The sequence below is a fragment of the Streptomyces sp. NPDC002092 genome, from assembly GCF_053593775.1.
Map to the genome: position 1 here is coordinate 62,849 of NZ_JBSFDG010000031.1, position 12,134 is coordinate 74,982.

Annotated in this window: 9 protein-coding genes and 2 pseudogenes; 4 read left to right on the forward strand and 7 right to left on the reverse strand. The window is 69.0% G+C overall.

All coding sequences use genetic code 11. The annotated features are described in order from the left end of the window. Positions 1-15: 15 nt before the first annotated feature. From ACWCRD_RS42130 to ACWCRD_RS42145, 4 genes are all read right to left on the reverse strand, one after another. Positions 16-2,514 carry a SpoIIE family protein phosphatase gene (locus ACWCRD_RS42130; RefSeq protein ID WP_450970970.1) on the reverse strand — a complete coding sequence of 833 codons (2,499 nt, stop codon included), beginning with the start codon at positions 2,512-2,514 and terminating at the stop codon, positions 16-18. A 290-nt stretch (positions 2,515-2,804) separates the two neighbouring features. After that, positions 2,805-3,146, reverse strand: coding sequence for a DeoR family transcriptional regulator (locus tag ACWCRD_RS42135; RefSeq protein ID WP_450970971.1), 342 nt, complete (start codon positions 3,144-3,146; stop codon positions 2,805-2,807). Next, positions 3,113-5,071, reverse strand: coding sequence for an NACHT domain-containing protein (locus ACWCRD_RS42140; protein WP_450970972.1), 1,959 nt, complete (start codon positions 5,069-5,071; stop codon positions 3,113-3,115). Before ACWCRD_RS42140 ends, ACWCRD_RS42135 begins: the two co-directional genes overlap by 34 nt. Then, the gene (locus ACWCRD_RS42145) at positions 5,064-5,498 is read right to left on the reverse strand and encodes a hypothetical protein (protein WP_450970973.1); all 435 of its coding nucleotides are present in this window, start codon (positions 5,496-5,498) and stop codon (positions 5,064-5,066) included. The genes ACWCRD_RS42140 and ACWCRD_RS42145 overlap by 8 nt, the downstream gene beginning before the upstream one ends. 290 nt (positions 5,499-5,788) lie before the next feature. Between ACWCRD_RS42145 and ACWCRD_RS42150 the strand changes: the two are divergent. Continuing rightward, a pseudogene (locus tag ACWCRD_RS42150) lies at positions 5,789-5,914 on the forward strand (GNAT family N-acetyltransferase); the annotation flags it as partial. A gap of 227 nt (positions 5,915-6,141) precedes the next feature. Here ACWCRD_RS42150 and ACWCRD_RS42155 read toward each other — a convergent pair. The 3 genes from ACWCRD_RS42155 to ACWCRD_RS42165 form a co-directional block, all read right to left on the reverse strand. Continuing rightward, positions 6,142-7,452, reverse strand: coding sequence for a hypothetical protein (locus ACWCRD_RS42155; protein ID WP_450970974.1), 1,311 nt, complete (start codon positions 7,450-7,452; stop codon positions 6,142-6,144). A 393-nt stretch (positions 7,453-7,845) separates the two neighbouring features. After that, positions 7,846-9,000 carry a hypothetical protein gene (locus ACWCRD_RS42160; protein ID WP_450970975.1) on the reverse strand — a complete coding sequence of 385 codons (1,155 nt, stop codon included), beginning with the start codon at positions 8,998-9,000 and terminating at the stop codon, positions 7,846-7,848. 48 nt (positions 9,001-9,048) lie between these two features. Then, positions 9,049-9,540: a MarR family winged helix-turn-helix transcriptional regulator gene (locus ACWCRD_RS42165; RefSeq protein ID WP_450970976.1), complete on the reverse strand. Its 492-nt coding sequence runs from the start codon at positions 9,538-9,540 to the stop codon at positions 9,049-9,051. A gap of 118 nt (positions 9,541-9,658) precedes the next feature. Here ACWCRD_RS42165 and ACWCRD_RS42170 point away from each other — a divergent pair, with 118 nt between their 5' ends. From ACWCRD_RS42170 to ACWCRD_RS42180, 3 genes and pseudogenes are all read left to right on the forward strand, one after another. Continuing rightward, positions 9,659-11,035 carry a pyridoxal phosphate-dependent decarboxylase family protein gene (locus tag ACWCRD_RS42170; RefSeq protein WP_450970977.1) on the forward strand — a complete coding sequence of 459 codons (1,377 nt, stop codon included), beginning with the start codon at positions 9,659-9,661 and terminating at the stop codon, positions 11,033-11,035. Positions 11,036-11,095: 60 nt separating this feature from the next. Then, positions 11,096-11,371 (forward strand): annotated as a pseudogene (locus tag ACWCRD_RS42175) (winged helix-turn-helix transcriptional regulator); the annotation flags it as partial. A gap of 19 nt (positions 11,372-11,390) precedes the next feature. Then, positions 11,391-12,080, forward strand: a complete 690-nt coding sequence (locus ACWCRD_RS42180) for a maleylpyruvate isomerase N-terminal domain-containing protein (RefSeq protein ID WP_450970978.1) — start codon at positions 11,391-11,393, stop codon at positions 12,078-12,080. Positions 12,081-12,134 lie beyond the last annotated feature (54 nt).

A 12,134-nucleotide genomic window follows, 5' to 3' on the forward strand; every position in this document is an offset into this window, starting at 1 on the left:
GGCGGCAGCAACTGGTCAACGGGTTGGGGCGTACTCGGTGAGCAGGAGCGCGATGTCGTCCGCCCTGTCGGGGGAAGCGTGGCAGGCATCCCGCAGCAGCCCGTCGGCCAGATCGTCCAGGCCACCCCCGCCGAGCCGGGCCAGCGACCCCCTCAGTCGCTCGATGTCGGAGCCGATGTCCGAGTCGCGCCTCTCGATCAACCCGTCCGTGTAGAGGGCCAGGACCGACCCGGGAGCCAGCCGCAGTTCCGACTCCGGAAAGTGTGCCGTCGCGTCGATGCCGAGCAGTGGGCCGCCGGGCACATCCAGGATCTTGGTGTGCCCGTCGGGCAGGCGCAGCAGGGGCGGGAGATGGCCCGCGCGGACGATGCGCACGATCCCCGAGCGGGGATGGAACTGGGCGTAACAGCAGCTGGCGAGGAGCACCGGGTCGAGGTCCATGTGGAGCCGGTTGGTGCCGGCGGCGACGTCGCTCGGTCGATGGCCGGCGGCGACGAATGCGCGCATGGCGCTGCGCAGTTGGCCCATGGCGGCCGCGGCGGGGACGTTGTGCCCCTCGACGTCCCCGACGATCAGTGCGACTTCGTCGCCGGTGGGGATGACGTCGTACCAGTCGCCGCCGATGTCCATCCCCCTGGTACCCGGAAGATAACGCCCGGTGACGTGCAGCCCCGGCACAGTGGGCAGCCGGTGCGGCAGCAGCGCGTCCTGCAGGCCGCGGGCGAGGGCGAATTCGGCGTCGTAGAGTCTGGCGCGTTCCAGCGCCTGGCCGATCAGGCCGCCCAGCGCGGTGAGCACTCCGCGCTCCTCGTCCGGGAACCGGTGGATGTCGTCGAAGCCGAGAATGCAGGCGCCGACCGGGTGGTTCGAGGCGATCAGCGGCAGGAACGCCCAGGAGTTGGTGTGACCCACCATGAGCCCGGGGTAGCTCTCGTGGAGCTGCTCCCGGGACTCGACGAACAGCGGGACCCCGGAGGTCAGCGCGTCCGTCACGGGCAGCCGGGCGTGCAGCGGGGTGCCTTCGAACCGGGCGAGAAAGCGTTTCGAGTAGCCGCGCTGAGCGAGCAGGTGCAGGCGCTGTTCCTCCACCACGGCGATCGCCAGCTTCTGGCCGCCGAAGGCCGGCAGCAACTGGTCGGCGACGGCATCGAACACCTCGTTGGCGGTGGCCGCCTCGGTGAGGGCGCTGCCCAGCGTGAGCACCCGGTAGAGGGAACCCACGCGGGGGGCCGCGGGCACAGGCGCCGAGGAGAAGGGCGGCCCCTCCTCGGTGACCGGTGCACCGGGTCCGGTGCCGGCCGGTACGGGCTGCCGCACTCGTGAGGCCCATCCCGTCATGCCCTGAGCGCCCGGGTGGAGGGAGAAGACCAGCCACTCGTCCGGCGGGCGGCGGACCAGGAAGGAGACCGGTTGCTGGGAGACGGCGGCGGCCCGGTAGCGGTCCTCGTACACGGGATCGGCCAGCCAGGGCAGGATGTCCCAGGGGCGCCGGCCGAGCAGTTCGTCCTGGCGGACCCGCAGCAGCTCCTCCATGCTGTGGTTGGCGTAGGCGAGGCGTCCGTCGGGAGAGAGCGCGAAGAAACCGTCCGCGAGCCGCTCGATCGCCGCCACGGCGGCCATGCCGCTCCCGGAGTCCAGCACGGCGCCGACCAGGTGGCAAGAGGCCTCCGAGTCGTCGGGGCTCTCCGGTACCCGGCCCCACAGCTCGACGACGCGGTGTCCACCATGGCCGTCCAGGATGCGCAGATGGTGCGCCAGCAGGTGTCCCTCCTCGACCGCGGTGCGGGCGGCGGACCCGAAACCGGGCAGATCCGCCGGCTCGATGCAGGCCGCCAGTGTGGCCGCCCGACCGTCGAACGCGCGGGGCGCAATCCCGAAGATCGCGCACAGTTCGTCGTCGGCAGTGAGGGCTCCGGTGTCGAGGTTCCAGTCGAACAGGCCCACCCGGATCGCCGGAGCGGACGGCAGCGGGACCAGTACCGGAGCCGTCCGCTCGTCGTACTCACCGAGCGTGCCGCGGGCCCGCAGTCCGGCGAGGGCGGTGCCCAGCCGGTCGGCAGCCGAACGCAACTGCCCGCGCTGCGCCCTCGACAGTCCGGTCCCGTCCGGCCTGGGCGTCCACACCACGGCGATGGCGCCGAAGGTCCGCCCGCCCGCCCGTACGGGGACCGATGCAGAGCCGAACGGGTAGGGCAGGGCGATCGAGAGCTGGGGGAAGCGCCGCATCGTCTCCTCCGCGCCGGCCAGGTGGACCATGCGCCCGGAGCGGCACGCCTCCGCCACCGGCATACGGCTGTTGACCGGGATCCGACGCCACCCGCTGAGCAGGGAGGGCGGTGTCCCACAGGACGCGGCCACGACGAGCGAGCGATGGTCGCCGGAGAGCAGGAACACGCTTCCCGTATGTGCTCCGGTGACCTCCACGGCATGGACCACGGCCCTCACCAACGCGTCGTCGCGCTCGGGCGCTGCGCCGACACCCGCGGCGCTGAGCGGGTATGAGCTCGAAGCCATACCGTTGGCCGACACACTGCCCTCGATCATCCATGGAGTGCTTTTCCCAGTTTAGGGTCATTCGCGCCTCTCTGTTGATGGATGTCGGGCCGGTAGGGGTGAGCCGATTTTGTCCCCGCAGGCCAGACGGAGCGGGGGAACGTTCGCCAGGTTGCCCGATCATGAGCGAGAGCGAGTCGGTCGCCCCAGCGGAGGCTCCTCGCACCACGGATGCGGGCGTGCTCGTGCCGCCCGGGCGGCCGGCACCTCGGGGGGTCGGGCGTGGGCTGCGTGTCAGGTCGACGTTCTCGTCAGCGATGGAGTGCTCCGCCGTGGACGCGGGTGATCAGCCCGTCCGCCTCCAGTTTGAGGAGGTCCCGGCGGATGGTTGCCGCGCTGGCGTCAAGCTGCGCGGCGAGACCGGCCACGGAGGCAGTGCCGCCGGAACGCAGGGACCGCACGATGAGTTGGTGGCGTTGTTCAGCCAGCACGCAACGGCCGCTGCACGCTGCCGGCTCAGGCAATCTCCCTACTCGGTCGACGAGCAGGCGCACAGACCAAGGCGGCGCTGACGCTGTGCTGGGTGGACGGACGCCTTTGTTGAGGAGGCAGCCTGAAATCAGCCCTGCTCGCTGCCGTCCCTCACCAACCACCTTTGGAACTCGATGTGTCGGAACTGGTACGACCTGCCGGCGACGCGCAGGAGTCCGACGTCATGAGCCCAGTCCAGAAAGCGGGCGAGCCGGAGCGGCAGGCGCTTCCGTGCCGCACAAACCCCCAGGACGAGCAGATAGCGCACCGTCGCCCGCGAGGCGATGAAGACGGTGGCCAAGGAGACCGCGAAAGCGGTCGCAGGGTAGGGCAACAACACCACCAATACGACACAGGTCACGAGGGAGGCCAGGGTGAGAATGCGGTCCCGGCGCAGCGGCTCGCGAGGACGGACTGCATCCGCGGTATCGGAGAAGGCGACGCTCCTTGCCATGCCGGCGCCCAGAGAGGGCATCACTGCCAAGAAGACGCCGCTGGCCAGAACACCGCCGCCGTAGAGGGCTGGTGCGAACCACAATGCCGGTGGTGGGCCGAGCAGAAGACTGGCGGTCAGCAGAACGAGGAGCAGGGGCAGGCCCAGGAGCCCTCCGAAGACCAGACCGTACAGGAAGTTCCTGGTGAACCTGTCGGGCGGTTCGGTGGAAGCTGCCCTGGTCCACATCCGTCCCAGGGTCAGCTCCATCGGCCGCTCATCGGCCATGCACCGGCCCCCGAACAGGAGCAGGACAAAGAGCTGGGCGCCGGCGGCAAGGGTCAGGTCACGGACGTCCCAACTCCTGGCCCGCAGACAGGTGAGAAGGAACACCGATTCGGCCAGGGACACTCCCAGGACGTAGTGCAGGGAGTTCACCACACAGGCCCCGGCGATCGATGACAGTTGATGGAGGTTGATGTCCGTGGCGGACCCGCCCTGTCTGAACTGTTGCTGCAAGTGCTCTGCCAACCGGGTCAGCCACAGGGACGTACGGTGTGCGTCGTAGCCCCGGCGCGGCATGGCCTCCACGGACGCGGGGATGAAGCGGGCCAACAGCAGACGGTCGGCGTCCCCTTCGTTCCGGCAGGTCAGCAGCTCGGCCGGGTCTATCCCGCCTCGATAGACGGTGGTGGCTAGAGACAGTCGCCAGGGAGTCGACAGGATATGCATCAGCCGGTGCGAGTCGGCGTCGATCACCTGCGCCCACGCCGCCTTCTCCGCCGGTGGCCGATACGCCAGTTTCACTTCGAGATACTCACGGACGCGTTGCGGCTCAAGCGTGTCGATCAGCACCGTGGTGGCGTTGACCAGGCCGCCGCTGTGTTCCACGACCCTGTCGTAGTGGCCACTGCGGCAGGTAAGGACCATGGGAGCGGGTCCCTGACCGTCGTGGTAGCGGTTGAGTTGCTCCACCGCAGCCGCCGCGCGCGTGGCGTGCTCAGGGCTGATGTCCAGTTCGTCGAGTCCGTCCAGGACCGGCGTGATCAGACGGCTGGTCACCAGCGCTCTGGCGACCCGGCGGCGCACCCGGTAGTTCTCGGTGATCCGGCGGGCGAGCCACTGCTCGAAAGGGTCGCCAGGACCCCACCCGGACAGACCGATCCGGACCGGCACAGCGGCCCCCGAGGGGCGGCGGTCCAGGAGTCGGAGGGTCAGTTCCACTGTGAGTACGGTCTTGCCTGCCCCCGCCGTACCGGTGATCACGAGCCGCTGATGCGGAACAGCCCGGTACACGTCGGCGATGGTGTCCAGCGTGCCACGCAGTTCGCCGGTCGAGCTGCGAAAGGAGACCAGCTTCCCGTCGAAGGAAAGATCCGCGGCGGCCCCTTCCACACCCAGCAGCCCCAGCCTCGTCGACCGCTCGGCAGCCCGGACTTTGTCGGCCAGAGAGTCCGCCAGCCGTTCCAGTCGGTTAGGCGAAACGATGTTGTGGAAGCTGTTGAAGATATTGGTCTGGGGGCCTGACCCGGTGTTCACCGCACCGTTGATCGTGGTTCCGTCGAAGCTGGTGTGGAATTGTGCAGAACGGCCGTGATTCCGCTCGTCACTCATGAACGCTCGGGTCGCTTCTCGTTCCGTAGGTGAGGCCGTACGTGATCTGAGCCCCCGAACCGGTGTTGACCGGGCCGTTGATGGTGGTGTCCCGGAAGTGGGTCTCGGCGTGATTCCGGTCCGCCGGGCCGGCCAACTCGTCCAGAACGGCGCGGAGGTGATGGGCAGCACCAGGGTCGCTGGCCAGCAGCTGACCAAGTCGGGAGCGCCACGCGGCCTCCAGGCGGTCGGCGGTCGTTGGGTCCATCGTCTGACGAGCTGCTACGAGAGTGTTCCTGGAGCGTTCCAGTTCCTCGTCCACGTCCGCTCTCTGATGTCCGAAGAGGGCTGCGAAGCGGCTGCGTACCTGCTGCCAGCCGTCCGTGACCATCAGCCCGATCAGGGTCGTTGCACCTGAGGAAGCGAGCGCCGTTAATTCTGCGTCCATCTGTCCCACCGCCTGTGCTCGTTCACGAATGAGATCGTGCCGTGCCGGCCTACGCAACGCAAGGCGCTCCGGGCCAGGGCCGACAGCTCATCGTGGCGCCGTGCCGAGAGAAAGACTGCCTCGCGCCTACGTCCGTGCCGGAGCCCGCTTCGAAGGCGACCCGCTCGTTGAACGGCCGCAGACGACCGCGGCATGAAAGGGGTGGCGGGCCTGCCTCACAGTTCGAGATCATCCGATCATGTCGGATGACACGCCAGGACAGGACCTTCCGGCCGGCTTCGGGTTCCGAACATGGAACGGCGCGCACGGCAGTGATTGGCGCGAACGCCATGGCCTCCGAGCAGGACGCCACTGCGCTGCTGCTCGCAGCCGGCTACCGACGTGTCTTCAGCCTGGTCGAGCTGGAGCTGGGCGACGCCGCGCGGTGCCGTGGGCACGTAGGGCAGCATCTGGTCAGCCGACGCCTGCCCCTGAGGGGCCGTCATGCGTTCCAGCCGCCGCGCCGCATCCACCGTGGTGCTTGCCTGCTGCTGACGATTCCCCTCCACCTTTGCCTCTCCGCCGTCTGACTTCACCTCACCACTGGGGTACGACAACGGGTTCGCGGCCCGGCTCGGCTACGCGCGCCTGCCGCGAGAAGAGATCAAGACCGGTGACCGCGCTTCGGCCCCGGGCTTTGAGAGAGCCAGAGGTCCCGGTTGCCCGCGAGCAGCACGCGCCCGTCCGCGAGGGTGACCGCCGTGCTCGGGGGGTCCTCGCTGCAGCCGAGGCTGCCGCGTTTCCAGCCCTTGGCCGTTCCGTTGCCGACCCAGACGGAGCTGCACAGCACTGTGCGGGCGTTCGGCGTGGACTTGGGCCGGGGGGCCGAGCCGACCAGGACCGGGTGGCCCGCGGCGTCGACGGTCGTGGCAGTGATCTCGCCGGTGCCCATGGACGAGGTGTCCGTCCGGGTCCAGTGGGTGCCGTCCTGGCTGGTGAGAACCAGCGGCAGGGAGTCGTAGAAGGCGCCGGCCTTGGCATAGCCGCCTACGGCGAACCAGTGGCCCGACGCGTACAGGACGCTGTGCACCTGTGTGCCGGGTGGCGTCCCGGTGATGTCGCCGGACGTCCAGTGCGCGCCGCCGTCCGCGCTGTGCCAGAACGGGATCGTGCCCGTGGTGTGGAAGTCGTAGGCGTTGGTCGCCGCCGCGCCGAAGGCGACGACCTCCGTGCCGTTGACGCTGAAGTCGCCCACGGGCGTGGACGGTTGCCGACCGTCGATCGGCGGCAGTGGCACGCGACGCACGGTCTTGCCCGCGTCCTCGGACGCGAACACATACGGAGACTCCACCTGGTCGACGGTCTGGCCACCGCCGATCAACAGGCGCGAGCCGACCTTCACCGCGGTGTTCACCGAGGCGTCGTCCGCGGTCTCCTGCTCGGGGCGGGCATTGAACGTCAGCGGCAGCGTGGCGAGCCGGACCTGCTCGCCGTCCGGCGCCCGGCGGGTCAACGTGGCGCCGACACCGATCAGTGACCCGTCGTCCCACGGCACCACCACGTCGCCCGGCAGACCGCCACCGAGCCAGCCGTTGCGCATGGAGGACGGAACGTCGGTTTCATCGGCTGTGCCCGGCTTCGGGGTGAGCGAGAGCTTCGTGCAGCCTTGGGAACCAGTCCAGTTGACGTTCACATAGCGGTACCCGTTGGCGAACGTCCCCTCGCCCAGGACACAGTCACCCAGCGGCACCAGCCGGCGCAGGCCCTCGCGGGGCGCCACGTACCCCTTGTCGTGCGGGCCGGTCACCGACGGGTAGTCCACCGCGCCCGCATACTCCTTGAACCCGAGCTGAGCCGCACTCGTGCCGCCCGTGCCGGTGTCCCCGGCTCTGATCGTGCCGCAGCCGCCCAGAACCAGGGCCGCGCCGGCTGCCAGGCTCGCTACGACTGCGAGCCTCCCCCCGCGTGTTCTCATCCCTCCACGCTACTCAATTCGAACACGTGATGCCGGGAAGTTGCCATGGCGCGTGCTGCGCACGGCAGCCTCGGCTACGGCGGATTCCACGAGTGGCCCCGCCGCGGCTCAGGGAACGGCTCATTCGCCTGCGGTGACGACGGCTCGTCACCGCAGACCGGAGACGTATGTGCCATCGAGACGCACCTTCACGGGATATGGACGGCCTCGGCTCCGCTTGTGCTCACCCCGCCGTCAGCATGCCCGCCGACCCCTGGACCGCCTCCGATTCCGGACACCAGGCGTTCTGGTGCCGTCTGCCCGCCACCCCGCAGAACCCCATCTGCTGCGGCCTCTTCGGCCCCTGCACCCGCTGCACGGAAATCAGCTTGTCGAGCGGCACCTGGCGGTTAATCACCCCGCTGAACTTCGGTTTCGGCGCAGGTTCTGGGAGTGCCGGGTGTAGGCGTCGGTCCCGCGGTCCAGCGTGGCCGGTATCCGTACGGGCAGATACCAGTCCTGGGCACTGCGCCCACGCCTGGCCGCGACGAACTGCGCGCCCCAGTGCATCACCAGGTCGTTCTTCAGCAGCCCCGGCTGCGGCCCCGCGTAGTCGTAGGTCCGGCTGGTGCCGATGACCAGCAGCGGGTCGAAGTCACCGGTCTCGATGCGCACCTCGATGAGCGAACGGATCAGCTGCCGACCGAAGTTTTCCTCCTGGACCCCCTTCAGCAAGGCCACACAGCAGGTCGTGCGACGCCAGGCCCGTCGCCGCCAGATGCGGCGCCGGTAGGCCACCCTCAGGTCCTCCAGGAAGGCGTTGACGAGCAGCTTGCCGACCTGCTCGGGGTTCTCGTGCTCGAAGCGTGGCTGGGTCAGGCGCAGGGCGAAGCCGGCGAAGGTGCCGGGGTCACGGGGCGCCATGTAGGGCTGGCGCAGCAGCCAGCGGTACTCCGGGCCCACCGCCCGCCAGGCCCTGAACCACAGCACCGGCAGCACATGCAGGCCCAGGATCCAGGCCCACCAGGGCGCCCGGCCCTCCAAGGCGACTTCGGTGGTCGGGTTGCGCAGTACCCGGAAGAAGCCCCGGCGCTGTAGCTCCCGGGTCTGCAGCCGCATCAGCAGCTCGTGGTCGGGCTGCCCGCGCAGCGGATCGGCCGTGTTGTTGGTCTCCAACAGCCAGTTGACGAGCCCGAAGCGGCGGAACTGGACACGTGCGTCCGGGCTGTTGCTGGGCGAGGCGAACTCCGTGGCCAGTTCGACCAGCACCCGGAGGTACAGCTCGGCTCGCCGCCAGTCGCCCGCCAGGTCGGGGCGCTCCTCGTTCATGGTCGTGAGCACCCCGGACACCTTGATCAACTTGTGCGGGATGCGTGCCGGTTGGGCCTCTTTGCAGGACGTCTTGTCGATGGTCTCGGCCAGCTCGGCGAGTTCGCTCTCCTCGTAGCCCACCAGCATGACGACGGGCAGGCCGTCCTGGCCCTCGGTCGCCTCGGGGAACTCCCCCTTCTTGGGCCGGCGGACAAGGCTGTGCAGCAGCGCGAAGTTCCTCGCGGGCTCCTGATCCACCCCCGTTCCAGGCCGGCGAGCCGCCCGGAGACTGTCTGAAGGGCCGTTTCAACGGGTGTCGGCGCGAAGTGCCTTGTCGATCTCGCCCAGTGCTCCCGTCAACTGTGTGTAGTCGTCAGCCGTCAGCGGCTTGACGAAGTACTTCTCGACCACCTGCGCGTGGACGGCCGCCGCCCGCAGGAACGCCGTACGTCCGCCGGGGGTCGGTTCCACCAGGGCCACCCTCCGGTCCTCGGCGGACGGTACGCGGCGGACCAGGCCGGCGTCCTCCATGCGGTCGATCAGACGGGTGGTGCCGCTGCTGGTGAGCGTGAGGTCGTCGGCCAACTGGCGCTGGGAGACCTCCTCGCCAGGGTGGCGGCAGAGGCGTATCAGCACCTCCAGCATGGTGTGGCTGATCCCGCACTCCTGCCGCAGCGCGCTGTCGATGCGCTGTTCCAGGCGGGTGGCGGATTTGATCAGCAGGCCGAAGTCCCGCACGAGCCGGCTGTTGGCTGCGCGGGCGGCGACTTCGTCGCTGGGTTGTGGCGTCGGATTCATCACCGCCGATTTTACTGTCTCCTCACCTACTGCTGCCTCAATCGCTGACTAGTCAATTGCTGACTGCTCAGCTAAATTCTGGGATGGGACTCACACCGCGAGCGACAGGGAGATCCACATGGACCTGCAGTACTGGCTCGGCCGAGCCACCCACGCGATACAGGACTGGGCCGACACTTTCGGCCCCTACCAATCCCACGCGTCCCTCCAGGTGGAGGACGAACGCTTCGCGTCCGTCTTCGCTGGGTTCACCGAGAGACTGAAGGACAACTACCCCTTCTTCCACCCGCACTACGCGGGCCAGATGCTCAAGCCCCCGCACCCCGCAGCGGTGGTCGGCTACCTCACCGCCATGCTGATCAATCCCAACAACCACGCCCTTGACGGCGGCCCCGCCACCGCCGCGATGGAACGGGAGGTCGTCGCGCAGCTCGCCGCGATGTTCGGTTACGACACCCACCTCGGCCACCTCACCACCAGTGGCACGATCGCCAACCTCGAAGCCCTCTTCGTCGCCCGCGAACTGCACCCCGGCCGCGGGATCGCCCACAGTGCCGACGCCCACTACACCCATGGCCGCATGTGTCACGTCCTGGGCATGACGAACCACCCCGTCCGCACCGACAGCCAGGGACGGATGGACCTCGACGCGCTGCAGACCGAACTGCGCACCGGCCAGGTGGGCACCGTCGTCCTCACCACGGGCAGCACCGGACTGGGTGCCGTCGACCCCGTCCACGAGATCCTGCCCCTGGCCGAGCGGTACGGCGTCCGCGTCCACGTCGACGCCGCGTACGGCGGCTTCTTCACGCTCCTGGCCGGAGCAGACGGCATCGAGGGGCTGCCGCCCGAGCCCTGGCGGGCCATCGCGCAGGCCGACTCGGTCGTGGTCGACCCCCACAAGCACGGCCTGCAGCCCTACGGCTGCGGAGCCGTCCTCTTCCGCGACCCAGAGGTGGGCCGCTTCTACCTCCACGACTCGCCGTACACCTACTTCACCTCCGCCGAACTGCACCTCGGCGAGATCAGCCTGGAGTGCTCCCGCGCCGGTGCCTCCGCGGCCGCCCTCTGGCTCACCTTCCAGCTCCTGCCGCCCACCCCCGAAGGCCTCGGCCAGGTCCTGGCGGCCGGCCGCCGAGCAGCCCTGAAGTGGGCGGACCTGATCGAGGCCTCAGACCTTCTGGAGCTCTACCAGCAGCCCCAGCTGGACATCGTCACCTACTTCCCCACCGTCGATCCCAAGACCCTCAGCGGCATCGACGCGGCCTCCGCACGCATCCTGGCGGACGGCATGACGGCCCCCGATCCCGTGTACGTCAGCACCCTGAAAGCCGGCCACGAGGCGTTCACCGCCCGCCACCCCAAGATCACAGCAGACACCGACGGTGCCCGGATCCTCCGCAGCGTCCTGATGAAGCCGGAGTCCGAACACCACGTCGAGCACCTGCACCACCGGCTCGAGCAGTTGACCAGGTCGGAACCCTCGAACTCCTGACGGAAAGCCTCCCTGTCGCCTTCCTCCTGGTGGCTCGGTCCGGCCGCGTATGCCGACGGTGTCGAACTGCGGGAGCGGATCGGGGGCGTCGGCTCCAAGGTCCTCACCGAGACTCTGCGGCGGCTGCAGTTCAACGGACTGGTCGAACGGCAGGCAGACCCTGATGCACCATCGCGGGTCGAGTACCGGCTGACAGCTCTGGGCCGGAGCCTGCTGGCGCCCATCGACGCCGTCGGCGCATGGGCCTTCGAGTACGGCGACGAGGTCATGGCAGCCCAGGAAGCAGCGTCCACTCCCGCCTCGCAGCTCGAAAGCGGGTTCCCTGGCTCCGGATGATCATTGATACCGTCCCGCCATGGTTGCAGCAGAGGGATCACCGAGCGGCCCGGTCACCGCGGCCGATGTCGAACATGCTGTCCGCTTGGCGCTCGCCGCTCTGCGCGGGGCTGACGCTCCGGACTGGAGCGTCAAAGCCGGATCCCTGGAGTGGGACTGCTGGGAGACCGTCGAGCACCTCGCCGACGATCTGTTCTCCTACGCCGTCCAACTGAGCCCGGCAAACCCACCGCTGGACACCCACGTCCCCTTCGCGTGGAGTCGGAAGAGGCCGGGCGGCCCGGCGAATGCGATCTTCGCGGACCGTGAGGCCGGTCCGGCCGGTCTGCTGCACGTACTGGATGCCAGCGGCGCCTTGCTGACCGCCATTGTCCGCACCGCGCCGCCCACGGTCCGGGCACACCACATCTTCGGCGCAGCCGACCCCGAGGGCTTCGCCGCGATGGGCATCGTCGAGACCCTGGTGCACACCCACGACGTCGCTGAGGGCCTGGGGATCCAGTGGACGCCGCCTGGCGACCTGTGCGACCGCGTGCTGGCCCGGCTCTTCCCCGACGCCCCGACCGATACCGAACGGTGGCCAACCCTCCTCTGGGTCACCGGTCGCACAGAACTGCCCGGTCGGCCGCGTCTTACCAAGTGGCGCTGGTACGGCACACCTCGCTCTGAGAGGTCGTTTTCTCCCGGTGTTTCATCCTGGAATAGGTAGTTGATTGGTATTTGCCGGGTCGCGCCAGGAGACGGTGCTCTCGCCGGTGAGACG

What these genes read in the sequence shown, in the direction of transcription:
- ACWCRD_RS42180 (WP_450970978.1), top strand. Translation starts at nt 11,391, where the DNA reads ATGGTTGCAGCAGAGGGATCACCGAGCGGCCCGGTCACCGCGGCCGAT.
- ACWCRD_RS42165 (WP_450970976.1), bottom strand. Translation starts at nt 9,540, where the DNA reads ATGAATCCGACGCCACAACCCAGCGACGAAGTCGCCGCCCGCGCAGCC.
- ACWCRD_RS42155 (WP_450970974.1), bottom strand. Translation starts at nt 7,452, where the DNA reads ATGAGAACACGCGGGGGGAGGCTCGCAGTCGTAGCGAGCCTGGCAGCC.
- ACWCRD_RS42170 (WP_450970977.1), top strand. Translation starts at nt 9,659, where the DNA reads ATGGACCTGCAGTACTGGCTCGGCCGAGCCACCCACGCGATACAGGAC.
- ACWCRD_RS42140 (WP_450970972.1), bottom strand. Translation starts at nt 5,071, where the DNA reads ATGAGTGACGAGCGGAATCACGGCCGTTCTGCACAATTCCACACCAGC.
- ACWCRD_RS42130 (WP_450970970.1), bottom strand. Translation starts at nt 2,514, where the DNA reads ATGGCTTCGAGCTCATACCCGCTCAGCGCCGCGGGTGTCGGCGCAGCG.
- ACWCRD_RS42145 (WP_450970973.1), bottom strand. Translation starts at nt 5,498, where the DNA reads ATGGACGCAGAATTAACGGCGCTCGCTTCCTCAGGTGCAACGACCCTG.